A 21795-nucleotide genomic window follows, 5' to 3' on the forward strand; every position below is an offset into this window, starting at 1 on the left:
GACTCCAAAAAGGACAAAAGGAAACGAAAAACAATGTAATTTTAAGAAAAAGCTAGATTAAGAGTGATATTGTCCAAAATTCGGGGGTTAATCCGCTATGTTGTGGTAAGAAGGGAGGTACTAAAATGGCAAACAACAGGCAAATTAACGAATTCGCTATCAAATGGTTAGAAAAATATCGCAATGCAAAAGCTACAGAAACTGAGGTTGCCGAGGGCTTTGCAGATGAGTGCTTTGCCCTCGGCTTTGAGATGGATTGTGGAAAGTCATTTGAGGATGCATTTCCTAATACAAAAGCTTTTAGTGATTATACTCAGCTTAAGAGGATCATTAACCAGGTAGAAGATATAACATTGCTGGGTTCGACAATATTCTCAAAGTGGCGTTATATTACCCATTGGTCATATGGCGAAGATCTACTTTCGCCAGAAAACAGACCCTGGTTCATCATCGCCTTTTCGCGCTTGATGGTGTTAAGTTCAAAAGACGGCTATAGTCCGTTTGGATTTTATGGTCAAGCAAAGAAAATCAGAATCATATCTAATAATATTGGCTATGGGCCTTGCCCTATGCCAGAGGACGAAGTGGAACAACACCTAACGATTACTGATGACGGTCGTGTATGGTTCTCTGGTTACAATTTTGGTAGCGGAAGTGGAAAATACGAGCGTGGTCGTACAAAAACCTTCCGCTTGGATAGAGAAAAAGCCAACCTTATTTTCTCATCTTTTACGAGATTCTTTAGTGGAGAATTTGATGATATTTTTGCTACTGATATTGGTTCTTGGGAAATGACAATCACCAATATGGAAGGTCGAGAGTTTACTTTCAGAGGTTCACTATGTGCTGATTATGAAATTGACGGGGCAGACCTATCGGATATGTTGCGTGATACATTGAATATTAAAAACCTCTTTGTTTTTGATGGTGGTAATAAGCCTGATAGGGTTGAGAGAATTTCAATTGATTATCATAGGGTTACTAAAATAAAACCAATGGCTCTTCCGAATAAAAATGTTGATACTATAACTTGGGAATACTCGGAACAGTTGGTTATTGACCGTGAGACAGAAACAATAGAACATATACTGCAAATCGGATCTGGTTGTGTCGTCACCCGCAAATATCAAGTTGAGGAAGGTGTATCGAGTTTCCTTGATGATCTAGATGCTGATACTTTATTTGAAAGTATAGAAGGAAATCCTCCAGATGTTATTAAAAATTCGAATGAAACAAAGGATTATACCATTAAGATTGATTTTAAGAGAAAACCCCAGAGTGTAATCAAAGGTACATACGATAGGAACGGTCTCCCGAAAGATTGGCCAGAGTTTGCGAATGACATTTATAACTTCATGCGATTTTACGGGTGGGGAGAAATTCTCGATCCATCTGTGTACAGAAAATTCAAACGGCGAGCTGGTGAGTATATGTTTTGCAGTGTGGAGTTTAATGAAGGTGGAAAACGCTATTATTACATAAGCGAAGATGACACGATAGAAGTGGGGGATTTTGTAATAGTTCCTGTTGGGATGGATGCACATACGGCTACAGTAGAAGTCGTAGATATTGAATATTTTTCTGAGGAGAACGCACCATTCCCTATTGAAAAGGCAAAATATATCATTCGCAAATTTCCAGATTCCCCAAACTGAAGCCTAAAGGGCTCCCAAGAAGTTCACTTATTTCGGCCAATCTATGCTTTTTAATGCAAGTAAAAGGCAGTTCCTATTTTAAAATGGAGCTGCTTTTCTTTATTTATGAGATATGTGCGAAAAAACTAATTTAAGGTAAACACATCCACTAATAGTTGAAAGAAGTTGAGTGAGAGAGAGGGATTGAGAATGGAAAAGTGGTTACGAAAGCAATAGGGGCAAGGAACCTTTTGAACAACTAATACAGCAGTACTATGAACGAATCAACTGAACTACTTATCTTATTGGCACTCACATAAAAATGTGGGTGTTTTTTGTTTTTGAGAAGAAGTAGTCCCCAATAAAACTGGAATGAAAAAGGACCGTGTAAATAAAGTGGCCTAATTATGAATATTTGGTGAGCAAAATACCTTTATTAAAATAAATGTTCACAAAACCTTCATAAATATATCTTTTTCCCCATCTTGATAGGGGTTAATGGCCATTATTTGATGAAAAAATAAGTGAAATAGTAATTTTCCAAAAAAAATTTTTTAAATTATATCACATAAATATTGTCTGTCAATGTTTTGCTGAAGAAGAATAACAAAACAGAGTACTAGTTGATGTTCGATACCACGTAAATTATTAATGGTATTTACATTCATAATTGGAAATATTTATAATATTCTCAGAGGAGTGATGAAAATTGTCAAATCTTGACTTCAAAACCATCATTGAAGGTATCGGCTATCATCAATTTGGCAAAGAGGTATTGGCAACCCAAATTCGTTTTTCGACACTAGAAGCTTTATTTAAGGTAGATCCAGAAGTACAGAGAAAATTAGATCCAATAAGAAGAGTTGAAATAAGACAATTTATATTAGATTCATTAAGATCTAGGTATTTTTATTTTTCACCTTTTATTTTTTCGGCAAGGGGAGCTATTAAAAAAACAGAGCAAGGCTGGGAGCTGATTCCGGGAGCAAAGCTTTATATTCTTGACGGACAACACCGCGCAGCGGCTTTGTCATCAGCATTAAGCCACTTAAAAACACAAATGGAAACAGCGGAAGAAGTTGGGGATATGGAAGAGGCACGGACTTTTCAAAACTACATTAATAAACTGGAAGCCTATCCAGTAGCGATGCAAGTGTATTTGGACCTTTCACTACAAGAGGAGAAGCAGCTATTTACCGATATCAATTCGGAGCGAAAAGAAGCACACACAGGATTAATTATGAAATACGATCATCGCGATGCATATACAGAGTTAACGAGAAAAGTGGCAAAACAACTTGAGCGTCAGTTTGAAATTGAAACAGAGTTATCACGCCTTACCTACCAAAACTCCGCAGTTACTTCACTAACCATCATGAGAAGATGCTTGCTTGCATTATTTGAAGGGATCTTGACAGTCAAAAAAGGCAACGCCAATTTTGGAAACTGTACACCTGAAGAAGTAATGGCCATCTCACTGGCATTCTTTGAATCCTGGCAGCACCTGTTCCCGAAGCAAATGGCTAACCGGAAGAAGTATGTGACGGGTCTGACGGGAATTCAGGTTGCATTAGCCCTTACGATTCATGAACTCAACAAGAAATATGACATTCCACATTTAGAGGCAATTCAGCAGTTAAAGAAGCTTAAACATTATAGCTCGTGGCAGCATGATGACCCGATCTTTTCACATCTATATGACCCTGCATCAAGAAAAATCAAACACCATTCATCCACAACTTCAATACAAAGAACAGCCGTGAAATTCTTATCGATTCTAAATAAAGAAAGGATAGGATGTCCTTGATCGTCAACGATGTGTTTTCCAAACGACAATCGATTGCAACTTATACACTTGAAGAGCTTTCAAACTTAATCCATCATGGTCAAGTGAAATTACGTGATGTAAACAAACTACATGTAAGAGCAATAAAAAAATACATTTTGGAGAATGTATTAACCGAGCAAATTTATTTCCCACCAATCGTCGCAAATGTTGATTATCTTGGGTCGGAAAAGCCTCAAGAGTTAACGATCATTGATGGCAGCCAAAGACTTGCTGCCCTTTGTCAAATCGAAGAAATGGGATACAGGGAGGCAAAAAGTGATCATCCCGAGGAAATGAAAAAAGGCTACAAGCTCCTTTTATTTTTTCAACATACAGAGATAGCTGTCCAAATTTTTGAAGGACTGTCAAAGGAAGAATCAGACCAGCTGTATATCGACTTGAATACGAAGGGGAAAAAGGTGGCTTTATCGAAAAGGATTGCCTTTGACTCAAGAAAAGAATTGAACATCATAACCAATTCAATTTTAGAAACAAATTCACAATTAAAGACAGCTGGTGTTGAAATTGAAAAAATAGCAGTCGTAAGGCCCGCTAATAAGAAGCTGCTTTCGTTGTCACATCTGCGCCAAATTGTGGCAATCTTTCTAACTGGAAAAATGGTATTCAGAACGATGGAGGATCGCTATGAAATGCACATGGAGGCAGAGGATTACATCAAGCTGATCAATACGTGGTTTCACGAATTATTCAAGTTATATCCTCCAGAACGGATCGGGGATTTTCAGATATCGATGCTGGCAAATCATCCTCTACTTATTAGTATTGCCTACTTTGCGAATAAAGGCTTGAAAAATACAAATCTAAAAGAGCGAGAACAAGAATTAGTCGAGCGAATGCGCAGTTTAAAAGATGTCGATTTTAATAGAAAAAATCCTATTTGGAAGGAGTTTGCGGGCACTGCTAGAGGAGGATATTTTTATTTGGCTAACGACAAAGCAAATATTGAAAAGCTTGTAAACTTCCTTGAGGAACAAGGGAGGTGAGGAGAATGTGAGAAATAAAATAAAAACCCCATAGGTAGCACAGTCTGGGCAGACAGTACCTATGGGAGTCTTTAGGTCGGGTATACCAACCTTTTGTTAGTATACCCTTTTTCGCGGAAATTTTATAGATCTACGATTAGTGAAACAGCAAACACAATGAAGGAGGGATACAAATTGGATATTAAGTACAATTACTTAATTAATGGAAAGACAGTTCTACTTTATGGTGTATTTCATGAGAATGGAGAATTATTCACATTTGTTATAGAAGGTGCAGATTGCTTTTTAGTCGCCATGTCACCGGTTAACCTTATTGATAAGTCGCTTATCAGCTATGGATCAGATTTCAAAGGTGCCTTAAGTAGTTCGAGAAAGCTGCTTGGGGAAAATAAAAAAATGTATCCGATTAAAATCGATGGCTCCTTGGACATCTGGCTATTCCCAACAAGATCCTATAAAAAACATAATTGCGTCTGGTTCGCCTTAAATCATGTGAAAAATACTAAATCACTGGGGATAAAAGACACGAAAGTATTTCTGAGCTATGGTCATGAAATTAATATTAAAATGCGAGAATCTTCATTTCGTAACAAACGCAATCTTACATCGGACCTAAGGGGGATGATTGACCATAACAGGCAACAATCATTAGGCTTCATCACTGAGCCTGAAAGAGGGTTTAGGATCGTTGAAGAGAAGGGGGGGTATGAATGCAAATCAAATAGAAAAAAAGATAAATAGAAATGCTATAAACAAAAGCAGCTGCTCCGAGTGGTACCATTCAATTGCTGTAAACATCGTTCGTATTGATAGCCTTATATCATAATGCTACTATTTTCTTGTAGAATATTTCGAGCTGCGTTTGCATGCAGAGGAGGATGAACCATAATGTATATGTATCTGATGAAAAACGAGAAGCCGATAAATAAGGAACTCATAAAGAGCCATGTGGAATATTTAAGAGAATTGAAGAGATTGGGAAAACTAGTGCTATGTGGCCCTTTTACGGATTATCCAGGTGGAATGGTCATATTTTTTGCCGAAGATTTAGTTGAGGCAATAAATATAGCAGAATCCGATCCGTTCATAGCTTCTGGATGTAAATCTTATGAAATCAGAACACTTGAACCAGCTAATGAAGAAAATAATTACTTATTGGATGAATAAATGCATATATACTGAAACAATCAAGTAGTTTGATCATCGCAGGTGAATAATTCAGAGATCTGCTGAAGGTAACATTTGTTTAATTGAAGAAGCAGGAACCAACTAAGGTATCCTGCTTCGTGTGAATTAAGCTTGTGAAAATAGATTCCTAAAGGGTGACTAGTGTCCAAATCCCAATATATAACTTTATTTTAAAGCATCTTGCAAGAGCTTTTTTGTTCCGTCTAAGGCATTGATATTGGACTGAAAGTTGAATAGATTATACTCTAGATTCCCAATTTCATCATTGATGGCTCTTTCTTGTTCAGAAGTAGGATTGGATTGGTAATCTTGCAACATGTCTAGCAGCTTTTCGGTACCTTCTATAAGGGGTGGAAGACCACCTACTAATTTCTGATTGAAATCTTGATATGCTGGGTCATTTGGTACATTAAGCCCCTCCAACTGACCTTGTATTTCTCTCCAATTTTTAAGTAATCCTTCAAATCCATCGATTCCTTGAGGTGATGTGGCTAAGCTTTCCTTTATTTGATTTGTCAAGACGTCTACAAATCTCCAATACTCTTTTTTGTGCTCAATTAACTCTGCCGATGTATTTTTAACCACTTTGGTGTTTGTATCTTTCTGCTTGTTCTTAACTTCTTTAGCTTGAGCTTTCACTACTTTCGATCCATCAGTTTCCAATCTTAGCAAGTCCTCATAGTCTACTATTTTTAAAGTATCTACGTTTAAAAGTGCTTGATTTGGCTCTGCATCTTTTGCATTTTTTCTATATTCAATTCGAACTAATTTCTTACTAGGAGTGTTGTCATCCCCACCCTCATCAAACAAAGCAGCTTCAGTGTCGGTGATTTTCTTGGATTCGTCAATTAATACTTTTCCATTTATGTCTACTAATTGATAATATTCTTTTCCTTTAGCAAAATATTTATCACCATAAACGGCACCAACCATATTGGTTACTCTAAATACTTTTTTACCTGTATAGTCAAAAAAGTCCCCTGATTGAGTATATGCCTCATCCTCAGGGTCACCTGATGATTCTCCAGTGAAGATGAGATTTTTGGCTAATCCCAGTGTAAAACCATCAGGTTGAAAAAGTACATTGAAATTAGAATCCACGATGGCATTTCCTTCTCCCCCAACGATGTCACCTGAAGCGAGGAACATGTTGTGATCGAGCAGGTCTTTAATATCTTCTGTTGTAAAGTGGCCTGTCTGATCGAAGGTTTTAATAGGGGAACCATCCAATCCCTCGATGCTAATATAACCATCAGCATCTTCTTTGATGATTTTTCCGTCCAAGACTAGAAAATGACTACCTTCATCTTCTGGCTCTTCTTCATATACTTCTATGTAGTTTCCCTGTTTGTCAAAAAATCCGAATGTCGTGTATAAATAATCACCGAAATATGAACCGTAAAAGTAGTCTCCATCATATAAGTCCAATTTTTCAAGGCCCACCTCAGCTAATTCGCCAACTTCCTTTCCTTTTGTATCAATGACAATTGTTCGTGAATTACTGAGATCATCACGATCCTCCTCGATCGTACTTACTACTGCAACTCCGTTTGAAAAATTATTGGCAGATCTGAATATCGGTTCAATGACCCATTCGCCTTTTGTATTTATGTAACCGTATAATCTAGCCTCAGGGTCCTCCGCTAGTATCATTTCTCTCATTTCTGGAATACTCGCTGCAGCTAGTCCATCATGGAACTCTAATTCCTCAAATTTATATTCATTCGTGGGCTCCATCAGCCAATGAAAGTTATCATCAATCGTACCGACATACTCCGCACCGTCTTTTTCAAGTGATATCATATTGAGATTTTCACCATAGGACAGGACCGTTTTAATTTCAAATCCTTGCTCTTCCAACGTAGGCTTTGTCTCTTTTTGAGAAGACTCAGTCTTCAAGGTTTCCTTAGATGTTTTGCCTTCATTCCCCGTATCCTGGCAGCCTGTTAGTAAGGCACCAGATATTACAAGTAAAGATGCAGCGACTTTCCAATTTCTAAATTTCATTCTGTAACCCCCTAGATGTCTAATTTTGAGCAAAAAAAATACCTGCTTTAAATAAAAGCAGGAAGATATCCGTTTCCCAACTAAATTCGGTAACTCAGCCACCGTAGCCAATAGGCATTAGGTCTGGAGCTTTGCGTCCTTACCTTTCGATAAGTTTGCCACTTCGTATAAGTAGAAACAGTAGAATTTTACTATCTTTTGAGGGGAAAATCTATAGATTTTTAATAATTTTTGGTAGGAATTCCAACAAAGGCGGCAAATCTGCCTAAGTAAGCATCAATCCCACAAGTAAGGACTGCTACAAATTTCTTACTACCAGCAGATCCCGAATGAGGTGTAAAAAATATTTGCTGAAAGCCTTGAGTAAACTATACTAAGGAGTGTTTGCACAATCTAAAAAATACATAGTATAAAGCGACAACAAGGGGAAGCAAATGACAACAACCATAACCTATATCAAAGAGTGGCAGCAAGCGCTGCATCAAGAGATTACATACTTAAAAAAATTTGGAGGAAGCAGGTATTCCGTAGTAAATGGCAGGATGGTATCAAATGAAGGCCCATATAGCTATTATTTTGATACAGCCAGCTCGTTGAAAATACCAGTTGGTTCCTCAATAAAGCTGGAATGGGGAACGATGAAAACGGGCGGCAAAGTGCTTTCCTCTGAGGGTAGGGGGATCATCCTTGCCTTGGAGAAAAACCTTGGGGAATTTATCTCGGATGCTTATCTGTTACATGATCCTTGGGAACTGCTTGAACAATTAATAGAGCGCTTGGATGAAATCAAAAAAAACAAACAAAAACGGCTGAGAGTGAAAAGATTGATGAATCCATCGATGGAAAAGAAACACCCAGTGGAAAAAATCAAGAGTAATGTCCATGAATTGATGTTAAGGTCGAAATACAATCCTGCTACATTTGTCTGGGGGCCGCCGGGTACAGGAAAAACATACACCTTGGCTAGAACAGCCGCTAACAAGTATTTTCAGAAGAAGAGAGTGTTGATATTATCCCATAGCAATCAAGCGGTCGATGTCCTAATGGCTGAACTGACTGATTTTATGAAAAGAAAAAAGAGATTTCAAGAAGGGGATGTACTTCGCTACGGTGGAAGCATGGGGGACATTTCAACAACTCATCGCGAAATTACCACAAATCTACTCATTGAAAAGCAGGATCCGCTCTTAGCAAAAGATAGAGAGAGACTATTCGAAGAACGGCGCCTTATCAAGCAAGACTTGGCCCATTCTTTCAGCAAACGAGATTCGGATCATCTGCTGGAGTTAGAAATACGGATTGCGAGGATGCTGGAAAAGGTTCGAAGGAAAGAGGTTCAACTAGTAGAAGATGCGTTCATTGTGGGGACGACACTGGCTAAGGCGGCAAGTGACAAAGCGGTTTACGAACAAACCTATGATGTTGTCATCCTCGATGAAGCAAGTATGGCGTTTGTGCCACAGGTTGCTTTTGCCGCTACCTTAGGAAAAAGAGTTATTATTTGCGGGGACTTCAAACAGCTGCCGCCGATCGCTTCAAGCCGGGACCCGCTTGTCGTCAAATGGCTGAAAGAGGATGTGTTCCATCATGCTGGGATGGTGGAGTGGTTGAACGAAGGGAAGCTTCATCCTCAGTTATTCCTTTTAAAAGAACAGAGAAGGATGCATCCTGATATTTCTGCTTTTACCAATCGGTATATTTATCATTCCCTTGTAAGTGATCATGAGAGTGTTCATAAAAGCAGAAATCCGATCGTAGGTCTTGCTCCATTTAAAGGACATGCATCTGTGCTGCTGGATACCAGTTTTACCGGCTTGCACGGGATGAGTGATATAACGACCAATTCAAGATTTAACCTATGGCAGCTCTTGCTGTCTTTTCAATTGATTCATGAAGCCCAATTAGGTGGAGCGAAATCGATTGGCTATGTGACTCCATATCGGGCTCAGGCAAATCTTATGGGCTTGCTACTAGAAGAGATGGATGAGAAGGGAGATAACCAAGCGGATATTATTGCGGCGACTGTCCACCGGTTCCAAGGAAGTGAGCGGGATGTGATGATTTTTGATACGGTGGATAGTGCTCCGCAAGATCGGGCAGGAATGCTATTAACTGGGAAGGATAGTGAACGTCTGATTAATGTCGCTATTACAAGAACGAAGGGGAAATTTCTTCACGTCAGCAACAGAAGTTTTATCGAAAAGCATGTCTATCGAGGAAAAACGCTGCGACAGCTCGTTGACTATCAGGTCCGGCACAAACAAACGATCACGACAAAGGAAATCGGCTCTTGGATTCGCAATCAGCATCCCAAATTGAAATGGATTCATGCGCGAAAGCTGGAAGTTGTTTTTCAGGATCTGAAAACAGCCAAGTCTTCCATTACCATCTCTCTGCCTGAGGGAACCCTGCTTTCTGAGGAATGGAATAAGCAGTTACTAGGTAGAGGCAAACGAATAAAATTAACCGTTATTTCCAATAAAAATTGGAGTGCATCCAATGTCTGGCTTGAAAAAAGCTTTCCGTTTCCGTTTGTGATGATAGATGACAAGGTATTGTGGTTGGGACTTCCACTTGAAGGCGCCAGAGGAGTCCACCCTCCCTATGTAGCAGCAAGGCTCATATCAAGCCAGGTTTGTGAGTATGTGTTAAAGCAGATTTAGTTAACTAGAGAGAGAAGCTATCCTTGTTGTCTTCCCAACTTACTTTAACTTGAAGAAGCAGGAACCAATTATGGTTTCCTGCTTCATTCATTTTTGGCAGCAGCTCTAAAGAAGGATTAACGATCGATTCCGTGGAACTGATAGAAAGGACAAATGTCCTTTCTTTTATCGATTAACACATATTACTATTAATGACAGGAAGAATGATTGTTAAGGTGATGAGCAATGAAAAAAATAAACGATAGACAATTACTAAGTGACTTGCTTATTAGGCATAATCTTTTAACAGTATTTAATAAAGAACATTTAGAACACTTCAATTTATATATGCTAGAAAAAGGTGAAGTTGTTTTTTCTGTAGGAGACCACTTGGAAGAATTATTACTTTTAGTCAGGGGAAGAGTGAAAATCTCCACGCCTTTACCTAATGGCAAATCACTTTTATTGAGATTTAATAACTCGCCATCTATGGTAGGTGAATTAGAATTTGTAACCAAAAGGCAGGCGAGGAATTCTGTAGAATGCTTAAGTGAATGTTTGTTGATTGGAATCAAATTCAACTTGTTATATGAACACTATTATAATCATCCAGCATTTCTTCAGTATATTGTCCAACACTTAGGCAATCGATTATATTCATCTTCCAACGCTGCCAGCCTTAACCTTCTGACTAAGGTAGAGAATAGATTTGCTAGTTACTTATTGTCCATGTTAACAAGCACCGATGATAGCTTTGAAGAAGAAATCAAGACGTCAAATTTGGTGGAAACAGCTGAATTATTAGGTACTAGCTATAGACATCTTAATAGAGTGATTAATGGGCTTGTTGAAAAGGATATTGTAGAGAGAAGAAAAGGAATTATCCAGGTAAAGAACATGAAGAAGCTTGAAGAGTTGGCAGATGGGATAAAATACGAATAATTTGGTGGGGAAATATTATTATGCTAAAAGGAATTCTTTTTTCATTACTCGCAGGAATATTTATCACACTGCAAGGAATTTTTAACACTAATGTAAGTTCAAAAGCTGGTTTTTGGTTGACTACTACAATTGTTCACGCTATTGGCTTAATTGGTTCTGTAATCATTTATCTTATTGTAAGAGATGGGAGCATCAAAAATCTGCAAGAGGTGAATAAGGTTTATCTCTTGGGTGGCTTATTTGGTGTAATTATCGTGTTTAGCGTTATGCAAGGCATAGCACATGTTGGACCAGCTTTTTCTGTTTCCATTCTATTAATAACACAATTAGTCATAGCATTAATGATCAACACGTTAGGCTTGTTTGGTATAGAGCCTGTTGCTTTAAGTCTTAATAAAATTATTGGTGTATTAGTAATGGTGGGCGGAGTCTTTATTTTTCAATTCAAGTAGTGGAACAGTTATGTATCAAGTGTAAAAAAAGCCCTGATCTCCTCAGGGCTTTTACCATTGGAAGTTGGAGAATAATATCCATACTTCCTAGATCAATCGTAAATCCCATTCTTGTGAAAGTCTTTTGAGAAGCGCCACACCAGCTGTGCTATTGCCATGTTTATCAATGGCCGGTCCATAAAGACCGACTCCCCAGCAAGCAAAGCGATTATTGGTCACTCTTGCACTTGGAGGGATGGCTGCCATAATGCCGCCTGAAACACCGCTTTTGGCAGGGATTCCAACAAAGGCGGCAAAGCGGCCTGAATAATCATACATCCCGCAGGTCAGCATCAGTGTCTTTGCCAGACTGGCAATTTCCATAGAGAATATTTGCTCATTTGTATAAGGATGAAGGCCATCATGTGCCAAAATCAGCCCCATTTGTGCAAGCTCGACAATATTGACTTCAATCGAGCAGAGCTTTAAGTAGACTTCCATTGCATCTTCTACACCCCCGAGAAGGAATCCAGTTTCCTTTAACCAATAGGCAAGGGCACGGTTTCGATTGGCAGTTTGCCACTCAGAATGAAAAACATCCATGTTAATGGAAGGTTTTCGTCCAATCATTTTTTCGAAAAATGAAAGGAGTGCCTCGACTTTATCCAATGGCGAATGACCGGGCAATAAAGAGGCGACAGTGATGGCTCCGGCATTGATCATCGGATTAAATGGCCTTCCCGGGTGGCTTAGCTCTAAACGAAAAATCGAATTAAAGGCATCACCCGTCGGCTCCACATCAACATATTGTAGCACCTCGTCTATTCCTCTTGTATGACAAGCAAAAATAAAGCTGAACACCTTCGAAATACTTTGTAAGGTAAAGCAATGATCCGTATCCCCTGATTTAAGGAATGTACCTTGAGAGGAGATTAAACAAATCCCGAGGTGTTCAGGATTTGCCTTTTTTAATGCAGGAATATAACTAGCTGTAGCTCCACTCGTTGTATTTTTTTTGGCATCTAAAACGAATTGATCAAGCTGTTCTTGTATAGAAATAAATTCAATTGATTCATTTTGGATATTGTTCATTTGAGCGAATCCTTTCAAGTTCATCTTTCCATTTTAGTATTGATGATTAGATGGGAAATTACAATCAAATTTTGTGCTATTCCTCTTTATTTTTCCAATCCAGCACATTTTGCTTGATTTAATGGGGGCACTGATTGGTGCTCCTTTATCTGCTTGGCTATCGAGTCGATTAGGTATGATTAAACGCCCTTTTGGAACGTAACGAATTTTAACATTCATGTTAACGAGTGTTGATAGACGATTCCAATTTTATAATTGATAATCATATTAGGAGGTATGAAAAGTATGATAAGTATGAATTTAAAAAACTTGCGGACACGCCACCGGCTTACTCAAGAAGAAGTGGCTGAGCACTTAAATGTATCACGTCAAGTCATTGCAAAATGGGAAAAAGGTGAATCTTCCCCTGATATTCATCATTGTATGGAACTCGCAAGACTTTACAATGTGACTTTAGATAACTTAGTTCATTTTGAGGAGGATGAAGGCGGTCTTGGTATACCACCAAAAGGAAAACATTTCTTCGGAGTGGCGACAATAGGTGAACGTGGACAAATTGTCATTCCAAAGAAAGCACGTGAGGTATTTAAGTTAGAAGCGGGTGGATTGCTCATTATCGTTGGAGATGATGAACGTGGGCTTGCTCTTGTCCCAGAACGTATGATGAGTGGCTTCTTCAATTTGGTCAAGACGACTTTAGATCAAGAGGGTGAATAAATGACTACCGCTATTGCAATCGACTCTCTCACAAAAAAATACGGTACGAAGACCGTTGTGGACAACATCTCTTTTTCGATTCAAGAAGGAGAATTATTTGGTCTGCTTGGTGTGAATGGTGCCGGCAAAACGACGCTTATCAAAATGCTTTCCTGTTTAATAAAGCCAACTTATGGTGATGCGACATTGCTGGGAAAAAGTATTGCACAATATCCGGAACAAGTACGAAAAGTCATTGCTGTATCGCCACAAGAAACGGCCATCGCTCCAAATCTAACCGTGCGTGAAAATTTGGAGCTAATGGCGGGTGTCCAAGGTCTTCATAAAGCAGATGCAAAAACAAAAGCGGATGAAATGATTGCCCAGTTTTCATTGCAGCCATATGAATATCAGCGGAGTAAAACGTTATCAGGAGGTTGGCAACGTAAACTAAGCATCGCGATGGCTTTAATTAGCGAACCACGAATTTTATTTTTGGATGAGCCAACACTTGGGCTTGATATATTAGGACGTCGTGAGTTATGGGTGCTCATTGAAAAGTTAAAAGAAAAAACAACGATCATTTTAACAACCCATTACTTAGAAGAAGCAGAGGCTTTATCTGACCGTATTTGTATTATGAAAAATGGGCAAATAAAAGCGATTGGTTCAGCTAAAGAGCTGATAGAAACCTCTACTACCACAAGCTTTGAAGATGCTTTTGTGTATTTTGTGATGGAAGGGGACGTACAATGAGAATACTATTATTTGCTAATAGAACGACAAAGGAAATTGTACGAGATCCAATGTCCATCTTTTTTGGATTAGGATTCCCACTTGTTTTAATGTTTCTTTTATCAGCAATTAACAAAAGTATCCCAGTCGATCTTTTTGATATTGGCCAATTAACACCGGGCATTGCGGTGTTCGGTTTATCTTTTATGGGCCTTTTTGCAGCGCAGGTTATCTCGAAGGATAGAGGAAATTCGTTTTTAACAAGGCTTTTCACAACGCCTATGACATCACAAGACTTCATTATCGGTTATAGTTTTCCTTTAGTTGTGATGGCAATTGCACAAGGGATTGTATGTTATATTACTGCAATGTTTTTAGGATTATCCATTTCTACTTCAATGATTATCGCCATTTCTTTATTGATCCTGCCTGGTCTTATTTTTGTTAGTCTTGGACTTATATGCGGATCATTGTTAAGTGAAAAAGCAGCCACCGGTCTTTGCGGGGCTCTTCTTACCAATTTAGCCGCTTGGCTTTCTGGCATCTGGTTTGATTTAGACCTAGTAGGAGGGGTATTCAAGGATATAGCATATTTACTGCCATTTGTACATGCAGTCGATATGGGAAGAGCAGCGCTTAATGGTCAATACAGTGACATTTTTCCACATATATGGTGGGTGTTTAGCTACGCCATCATATTGTCATTACTAGCGATTGTTATTTTTAGAAAGAAAATGAAGGCAGACTGATTTTACAAAAACTATTATTTGTTGAACGCAGCAACGCCTAAGGTCGGTAACCTTTTTGAGCTTGATGCAATTGCGGCATGTTTCATCGGTGGGCCGTTTCGATCTTTTATGTCGCCTCCTTAGTTAAGTCGCAAAGGGAAGGTTCTCCAGCTTCATTATTTAGCTCAAACTTAGTTCATTAATGCAATTAGTTCAACTTCCATCGAAATTATATGTATTTCAATCCCTATTCATAAGAAAATTGGTCTCTACCGTTACAGAAAATCCATATATATAGAAGTAAAAAGCCAACAGGAGTAGAAACCAATGGATAAATCAAATAGTAACTTTAGATGGGGTGTCTTTGCTTCTGTATTGTTCACCTATTTATTAATCTCAAGTCTGCGAACCGCGCCAGGCTTGATAACGAATCAAGTGATGCATGATTTTCATGTTACAGCTACAATAATCGGATTACTGACAAGCATTCAATTTTTTGTGTACACGGCGTTGCAAATTCCGATGGGGATTATGGCGGACCGGTTTGGGCCTAACTTTTTTCTAATCATAGGGGCCATCCTTACTGGGGTGGGTACCATCATTTATAGTCTTGCCACCCATGAATCTGTCCTGTTTTTTGCGAGAATCCTTACGGGGATAGGGGATTCTACGATCTGGGTCAATATGGTGCTAATTTTGAGCAGATGGTTTAATGCAAAGGAATTTACTCGCTTAATCGGTGTGACAGCCATGACAGGAAGTCTTGGCTTCCTTGTGGCGACCGTCCCTTTCGCTTTATGGATTGAACTACTTGGCTGGAGGGCATCGTTTTTTTCAATGGGACTAATCGTATGTTTATGTGGCATTCTTCTTTATGTTGTACTTGTAAAAAAACCAAAACAATCGATGTTTGAACAGCACGAAACTAAACGTGAAAAATCAGTCCGAAGAATTTTTCTGAATCCGCAGGCCTGGTCTTTATTCTTGTGTCATTTTGGGATTGTCGGAACGTATATAGGATTTATTGGTTCATGGGCAGTTCCATATGGGATGGATGTGTATGGAATGACACGTTCAGGTGCGAGCCAGCTCATTTTTCTGGGTTTGATCGGGGCACTTATTGGTGCTCCTTTATCTACTTGGCTATCAAGTCGGATAAGAATGATTAAAAGACCTTATGTGATGGTCCATATCATTCTTTTAATTTGTTGGTCTACCTTTCTATTATTTCACGGGAATCCTCCATTTTTCCTGCTAACGATGCTTTTCTTTATTATTGGTCTTGCCTATGGGGCAAATGCTTTAACTTTTGCTGCCGTTCGACAATCGTTTCCGATTCTGGAATCTGGCATTGCCTCCGGGTTTGCGAATACAGGTGGTTTCTTAAGCGCCGTCTTGTTACCAAGCATTTTTGGGAATGTATTGGATCATTTTCAGGCCTCTAAAGACAATTTAAGTACTGGGTATTTTTACGGATTCATTATTCCAGTTGTCTTTTCTATTATTGGCTTGTTCGGGGTGATTTCTTTGAAGGAAAAGCGTAGACAAATAGGTGAAAAAACACGATAAGAGAGGGGAGCCCCTCTCCTATAAGATATATTGCTGATAAGTGTCTCTTAAAAAAGGGTATTCAAAGGTATTTCAATTTCGGGTAGAACATGGGAGCAGAACACGTCTTCAATACTGTAAATATTAGGGGGGCCATAAAAGTTATTTTTTTCAAGTACATACTGTTCAAGAATCTTTTCATTTGGATAGATTAATAAATATTCTTTAACCCCATGCTTTTGGTATTGGTTTAACTTCTCAATTCGATCTCTTTGCCAAGTAGAAGGAGAAAGGACTTCTACAATAAGATCTGGAGCACCTTTGCAGCCATTATCATCTAACTTTTTATCATCGCATACTACGCTAATATCCGGCTGTACGACTACGAATTCATGCTCGTCCTCTTCCGCAGACAATCTAACATCAAATGGTGCAGTATATACTTCACGTGCTTTGCCTTTGAGAAAAGTATATAGTTCCCCTGTAAGCTGGGTTACAATACGTTGATGTTGTCGAGATGGAGCCGCTTGCAAATAGGGAGTTCCATCAATTATTTCATAACGAGGCTCATCGGCCCATGTTAAGTAGTCAGCATAGGATACTTTTTTAGAGTGAGGTGGTTTCATACTCATATAGACACTTCCTTGATTATCCTTATTTTAACATTTGTTATGGTGACTGTCACTTGCCTAAAACATTAATGATTGATACTTCTCCTAGGGTAATGCGAGATACAAAGGTGATCGAGCAATTACTTATCAATGAGGTTTGTTGCTCTTAAATTTATAAAACGAAAAGGCATTTTGGAATTTGATTATTCCCAAATGCCTTTTCGTTATTATGAAATAAAGTTCAATCCACTTACTTTGGTGCAGGGTTGTTATAAGTACAACATTTGCTAGAGTTGTTATTTTATATATTCATTGATGGGCCTTACCAGGTAAACATTGTTTGGAAGCTTATCAGTAGAGATATAACCTGGCTGGGCGTTCACTAGAGCTGGGATGCGGTTGACTACGTTAGCGCAAGTCAGCTCTACAGTAGCAGGACGGTTGACATTAATGGTCGTTTCAGGTTCACCGTAGAAAGTCCAATCGTTTTTGTCAAAATCGTCAGGCCCATAAACCTTGCCAATACACTCGGTTTCGATGGTAATTCCCTCTGCAGTTTCCGTGGTAACAATGGCAGACATACCAGTAGGCTCGCCAGCCTTTATCGTCATACCCAAGGTATCACTGCGCAAGTCGCTGTGATGGGTAGTAGGTACGCACTTCTGAGTTTGAGAAATAGGTGTAAGCCCCATTTTACTACAGAGCCAACCATTCTGGTTCCACATATAACTCGGTACATATTCCCCACTCTCTACAAGCCTTTTTTGTTCTTCAGAAGAGAGGTCGTTATAGTTTCCAATCTCCTGGGCGAATTCTTCTTTCGATAGGCCTGCACCATGACCTTTTGCCAGAGCAATTCCATAGTCTTCTACATTATAGCTGCTGCTTCCTTTAATCTTGGTTATTTTGTGCATGGATCCAGCTAGAGTGTCGATTAGAACGCCCCAGTACATGTCGGGATAACCGCTACCAGCCAATGTTACCCCATTTTCTTTCGCCAATTGATCTAATTTCTGCGTAATAGCTGGGGAAGAATTCCAAGGATAAAGTGCTTCCTCACAAGTAGAAATTGCATTCACTCCATTCTTGGCACATGTGGCAAAAGCTTGCTCAATATCAGCCATGGTGCTCAGGGTAGCAACGATACAAACGTCAGGCTTCAATTCTGCCATGATATCTCCAGCATCTTTGACATCAGAAATGATGACTCCAGTATGAGCTCCACCCATTATTTCACCGATATCTTTACCGATAACAGCGGGGTTCACATCGAAGGCTGCTACAATGTCAGCACCCTTTTCTAGCAAATAACGCATTAAAAATACACTCATCTTTCCACAACCATACTGAGCAACTTTCAGCTTACGGTCCATATAATTACCTCCGTCCTTTTTCCTGTGTGAGATTAAGTCATGTATACATTTATGCTATCAGGTTCCTTTACAGTTTATTAAGTCCTGCATAAGAGACCTGGTACGCACACAATCGCTAAACAGATAGCTACAAATCTCCTTCCATGGCTCGCATTTTTTACCATGTATTCTGAAGTCAGTTAACTATCTGATGCTTTTGATTTATTAGATTAGTTATATTTTAACCAATAAATACGAGATTGTATATAATTTCACAAAGTGTTAACAATTGAGATATTTAAATGAAAGATCATAGTTCTTAATTTTTCTAAGGGTAGCAAAAATCATTTGTTCTATACAAACTAGAACAAATCTGTTATATTAAAAATAGAACAAAGGAGGGGATATGGTTGATTATACAAATTGAGCCTCTGTCAGACATTCCGATTTATACGCAAATTACGAATCAAATGATCGAGGGAATAGCAAGGGGCTACATGAAACCTGGTGATTCTCTTCCGTCTGTACGCACATTTGCCGCTGACCTCGGGGTAAATATGCACACAGTTAATAAAAGTTATCACGAGTTAGAAAAAAAAGGCATTATTAGCATCATTCCTAAATCCGGTGCAATCATTAACTCTCCGGATAAAACTGAGATGCATATAAAGAGAATTACTGAAGAATTCAAACCAGTCATTGCTGAAGCCCTTGTTTTAGGATGGGAAAAAGAGCAAATTCAAGAATTGGTTACGTCAATTATGATTGATTTAAAGAAGGAATAAAAATTCATATGTTTTTTTAAGGATGGTGAAAGAGGATGGACATCATATTATTCTTAGTAATTATGATATTTTTGGTTGCAACGGAAATGGCCATTCCATTTCTTGCAAAACGCACTACTGTTTTTGGAGTTTCAATCCCTGATGAATATTGCAAAGATGCAACACTAGTTTCCTATAAGAAACGGTATTCTTTGCTCGTTTTCATTGTGGGAGCACTTGCTATCTCCTTATATATAGGCTGGATTTTAACGGGAAATCCTCTTAATGAAACTCAAGTACTAGTAGGACTCGCGATTCAATTTGGTATTCTCATTATTTGTACTGCTCTATACTTTTATTTTCATGCCAAAACTCTACAGCAAAAAAGCAGGATGAAGTGGGGAGAAAATGAAAAAAGAGTAAAAGTAATGGATCTTTCGGTACGTTCTCAGGATTCCATGCTGCCATGGTATATATATTTACTGCCAATTGTCGTGACTCTTGGGGTTATAGTTTATACGATACTAAATTACAGCATGCTTCCTGAACAAATTCCAGTTCATTGGGGACCAAATGGAGAACCAGATGCCTTCACCCCTAAAACGTATGTATCTGCCATTTCCTTACCCTTAGTGATGCTTGTTATCCAATGCATGTTCCTAGGGATCAATGAGACAACAAAGCGGTCCGGTATCAAATTAAGTGCTACTAGGCCAGAGGCATCGCGCATTCGTCAATTAACGCTAAGGAAGTATACGAGCTGGTTTCTGTTTTTAGTCAGCATCTTAATGACGATGTTGTTTTCGTATTTGCAACTAAGAATGGTACACCCTGATTTAGGTGGTAATGCCCTTTCTATCTCGATGCCATTTTTATTCTTAATCGTTATCCTTGTGTCGACTATTTTCTACGCGATTAAAGTGGGGCGTGCTGGCGAAAACATGAACCTTGAGCAGGAGCCGGGAATTGTAGACATAGATGAGGACCAGTATTGGATTGGAGGCATTTTTTACTTTAATAAAAATGACCCATCTATTTTCGTGGAGAAGCGCTTTGGGATTGGTTGGACGATTAATTTTGCCAACCCACTTGGCTACTTAATGATATTCGGGCCACTTCTACTGATCCTATTAATTACTATTCTAACCTAAATTAATTTGGAGGGTGTTTTTTGAAAAAAATAGGACTAGTTATTCTTATCATCTGTAGTATATCTTTATTACTCATTAGCTGTAGTCAAGAAAAAAAGGAATTGAAAACAAAGGAGAAAGGTGGAGTTCCATTGGAAAAAATAGCTGGGACTTGGGAAGGGTCTATCCAAATACCGAATCAACCTCTTCCAATTATCGTTCAATTTTCAAACAAAAGCGGCACGATTAGTATCCCTGCTCAAGGAGTCCAGAACTACCCATTAACAGAGGTCAACTTAGAAGCAGAAGGCATTACATTTACAATGGATATTCAGAAACAGCATATTGCCTTTGATGGAAAAGTTGGAGATGAGAAAATAACAGGCACATTTAAACAAAATGGTCAGTCCTTCCCGTTTGAATTAATGAAAGAGGAAGATGTGGCAGCAGAGGATTCAGGCGATAATGTACAAATTGAGCGTCAGGAAGGCCTCATGTATGGTCAGCTTGAGCTCCCTAGTGGAGAGGGACCTTTCCCTGTCATGATTATCCTTGCTGGCTCTGGCCCAACTGATAAAGATGGAAATTCCACCCTACTACCAGGAAAAAATAATAGCCTAAAAATGCTCGCAGAGGACTTAGCCGCTAAAGGCATTGCCAGTATTCGCTATGACAAACGTGGAATCGGCAAAAATCTCAGTTTAGGTGGAAATGAAGAGGATTTACGCTTTGAACACTATATTGATGATGCCGCAGCCTGGGTGCAATTTGCGAAGGAAGATAAGCGTTTTTCAAAGGTAGGTGTAATTGGTCATAGTGAAGGGTCGTTAATTGGAATGGTTGCCGCACAAAAGGCAGAGGCAGACGTATTTGTTTCCATTGCAGGTGCTGGGAGACCAATAGACGAAGTGCTAACCGAGCAGCTTGTTGGGCAATTACCCGCAAATCTCCAAAAGGAATCAGCAGAAATACTAGAAAAGTTAAAAAAGGGAGAGAGAGTGAAAGAAGTTAGTACGGAATTACAAAGTCTGTACCGCTCTTCTGTTCAGCCTTATATGATTTCTTGGCTGCAATACAATCCACAAAAGGAAATAGAGAAGCTGGATTGTCCTGTACTCATTATTAATGGTTCGCATGATATCCAAGTACCTGTTGCAGATGCTGAACGATTACATGAGGCAAAAGAAGCATCTAGTCTCTACATTGTAGAGGGAATGAACCACATCCTTAAGGAAGCGCCAGAGGAGCGAGAAGGAAATATTGCAACATATACAAATCCTGACTTACCTTTAGCTGAGGGACTAATTAGCCATATAATTGAATTCTTAGAGTAAGGAAATGGACCTAGTGCGATGAAGATATTGAACATGGTCATTTAAAAAGAAAAGCTTTACAGAGATTTTTCTACTGTAAAGCTTTTTATAAAATATTCAGCCTTCTGTCATTCCTGTGGAACGACTACG

19 protein-coding genes and 1 riboswitch are annotated in these 21795 nt (G+C 38.9%); of the genes, 15 read left to right on the forward strand and 4 right to left on the reverse strand.

Features of this window, described 5'->3' with window-relative positions; genetic code table 11:
- The first annotated feature begins 125 nt into the window (after positions 1–125).
- The 5 genes from J2S07_RS08605 to J2S07_RS08625 all read left to right on the forward strand — a co-directional run bounded on the left by J2S07_RS08605 (position 126) and on the right by J2S07_RS08625 (position 5633).
- Complete coding sequence (locus J2S07_RS08605; RefSeq protein WP_307150025.1) at positions 126–1655, forward strand: hypothetical protein; 1530 nt, start codon at positions 126–128, stop codon at positions 1653–1655.
- 688 nt (positions 1656–2343) lie between these two features.
- Positions 2344–3441 carry a DNA sulfur modification protein DndB gene (locus J2S07_RS08610; RefSeq protein ID WP_307150026.1) on the forward strand — a complete coding sequence of 366 codons (1098 nt, stop codon included), beginning with the start codon at positions 2344–2346 and terminating at the stop codon, positions 3439–3441.
- The gene (locus tag J2S07_RS08615; RefSeq protein WP_307150027.1) at positions 3438–4466 is read left to right on the forward strand and encodes a DNA sulfur modification protein DndB; all 1029 of its coding nucleotides are present in this window, start codon (positions 3438–3440) and stop codon (positions 4464–4466) included. Before J2S07_RS08610 ends, J2S07_RS08615 begins: the two co-directional genes overlap by 4 nt.
- Before the next feature lie 174 nt (positions 4467–4640).
- A complete protein-coding gene (locus tag J2S07_RS08620; RefSeq protein ID WP_307150028.1) occupies positions 4641–5207 on the forward strand; it encodes a competence protein ComK in 567 nt (188 codons plus the stop codon).
- Between the two features lie 147 nt (positions 5208–5354).
- Positions 5355–5633, forward strand: a complete 279-nt coding sequence (locus J2S07_RS08625) for a YciI family protein (protein ID WP_307150029.1) — start codon at positions 5355–5357, stop codon at positions 5631–5633.
- A gap of 186 nt (positions 5634–5819) precedes the next feature.
- Here the strand turns inward: J2S07_RS08625 and J2S07_RS08630 are convergent, their stop codons facing one another.
- On the reverse strand, positions 5820–7661 hold the full coding sequence (locus J2S07_RS08630) for a WG repeat-containing protein (protein WP_307150030.1): 1842 nt from the start codon (positions 7659–7661) through the stop codon (positions 5820–5822).
- An 85-nt stretch (positions 7662–7746) separates the two neighbouring features.
- A riboswitch (cyclic di-GMP riboswitch) is annotated at positions 7747–7831 on the reverse strand.
- A 264-nt stretch (positions 7832–8095) separates the two neighbouring features.
- On the opposite strand from J2S07_RS08630, the gene J2S07_RS08635 reads away from it, so the two are divergent.
- The 3 genes from J2S07_RS08635 (at position 8096) to J2S07_RS08645 (ending at position 11697) form a co-directional block, all read left to right on the forward strand.
- Entirely contained in the window at positions 8096–10324 is a 2229-nt protein-coding gene (locus tag J2S07_RS08635) for a DEAD/DEAH box helicase (RefSeq protein ID WP_307150031.1), read from the forward strand.
- A 225-nt stretch (positions 10325–10549) separates the two neighbouring features.
- Positions 10550–11245 (forward strand): Crp/Fnr family transcriptional regulator, encoded by a 696-nt coding sequence (locus J2S07_RS08640; protein WP_307150032.1) that lies wholly within the window; start codon positions 10550–10552, stop codon positions 11243–11245.
- Between the two features lie 20 nt (positions 11246–11265).
- Positions 11266–11697, forward strand: coding sequence for a DMT family transporter (locus J2S07_RS08645; protein WP_307150033.1), 432 nt, complete (start codon positions 11266–11268; stop codon positions 11695–11697).
- 87 nt (positions 11698–11784) lie between these two features.
- Here J2S07_RS08645 and J2S07_RS08650 read toward each other — a convergent pair whose 3' ends face one another.
- Positions 11785–12759: a glutaminase gene (locus J2S07_RS08650; RefSeq protein ID WP_307150169.1), complete on the reverse strand. Its 975-nt coding sequence runs from the start codon at positions 12757–12759 to the stop codon at positions 11785–11787.
- Positions 12760–13053: 294 nt separating this feature from the next.
- On the opposite strand from J2S07_RS08650, the gene J2S07_RS08655 reads away from it, so the two are divergent.
- The 4 genes from J2S07_RS08655 to J2S07_RS08670 all read left to right on the forward strand — a co-directional run bounded on the left by J2S07_RS08655 (position 13054) and on the right by J2S07_RS08670 (position 16496).
- The gene (locus J2S07_RS08655; protein WP_307150034.1) at positions 13054–13485 is read left to right on the forward strand and encodes a helix-turn-helix domain-containing protein; all 432 of its coding nucleotides are present in this window, start codon (positions 13054–13056) and stop codon (positions 13483–13485) included.
- Positions 13486–14220, forward strand: a complete 735-nt coding sequence (locus J2S07_RS08660) for an ABC transporter ATP-binding protein (RefSeq protein WP_307150035.1) — start codon at positions 13486–13488, stop codon at positions 14218–14220.
- Positions 14217–14948, forward strand: a complete 732-nt coding sequence (locus J2S07_RS08665; RefSeq protein WP_370872807.1) for an ABC transporter permease — start codon at positions 14217–14219, stop codon at positions 14946–14948. Before J2S07_RS08660 ends, J2S07_RS08665 begins: the two co-directional genes overlap by 4 nt.
- Positions 14949–15254: 306 nt before the next feature.
- Positions 15255–16496: an MFS transporter gene (locus J2S07_RS08670; protein ID WP_307150036.1), complete on the forward strand. Its 1242-nt coding sequence runs from the start codon at positions 15255–15257 to the stop codon at positions 16494–16496.
- 47 nt (positions 16497–16543) lie between these two features.
- Here the strand turns inward: J2S07_RS08670 and J2S07_RS08675 are convergent, their stop codons facing one another.
- Together J2S07_RS08675 and J2S07_RS08680 are read right to left on the reverse strand one after the other, a co-directional pair.
- Positions 16544–17107 carry a Uma2 family endonuclease gene (locus tag J2S07_RS08675; RefSeq protein ID WP_307150037.1) on the reverse strand — a complete coding sequence of 188 codons (564 nt, stop codon included), beginning with the start codon at positions 17105–17107 and terminating at the stop codon, positions 16544–16546.
- Positions 17108–17382: 275 nt separating this feature from the next.
- Positions 17383–18459 carry an NAD(P)H-dependent amine dehydrogenase family protein gene (locus J2S07_RS08680; RefSeq protein ID WP_307150038.1) on the reverse strand — a complete coding sequence of 359 codons (1077 nt, stop codon included), beginning with the start codon at positions 18457–18459 and terminating at the stop codon, positions 17383–17385.
- A 389-nt stretch (positions 18460–18848) separates the two neighbouring features.
- Between J2S07_RS08680 and J2S07_RS08685 the strand changes: the two genes are divergently transcribed.
- From J2S07_RS08685 to J2S07_RS08695, 3 genes are read left to right on the forward strand one after another with little or no spacing between them, the layout of a single operon-like run.
- Complete coding sequence (locus J2S07_RS08685) at positions 18849–19223, forward strand: GntR family transcriptional regulator (RefSeq protein WP_307150039.1); 375 nt, start codon at positions 18849–18851, stop codon at positions 19221–19223.
- A gap of 35 nt (positions 19224–19258) precedes the next feature.
- A complete protein-coding gene (locus J2S07_RS08690) occupies positions 19259–20353 on the forward strand; it encodes a DUF1648 domain-containing protein (protein ID WP_307150040.1) in 1095 nt (364 codons plus the stop codon).
- 20 nt (positions 20354–20373) lie between these two features.
- Positions 20374–21666: an alpha/beta hydrolase gene (locus J2S07_RS08695; RefSeq protein WP_307150041.1), complete on the forward strand. Its 1293-nt coding sequence runs from the start codon at positions 20374–20376 to the stop codon at positions 21664–21666.
- Positions 21667–21795 lie beyond the last annotated feature (129 nt).

The organism is Anoxybacillus andreesenii (genome assembly GCF_030813005.1).
Lineage (GTDB): Bacteria > Bacillota > Bacilli > Bacillales > Cytobacillaceae > Robertmurraya > Robertmurraya andreesenii.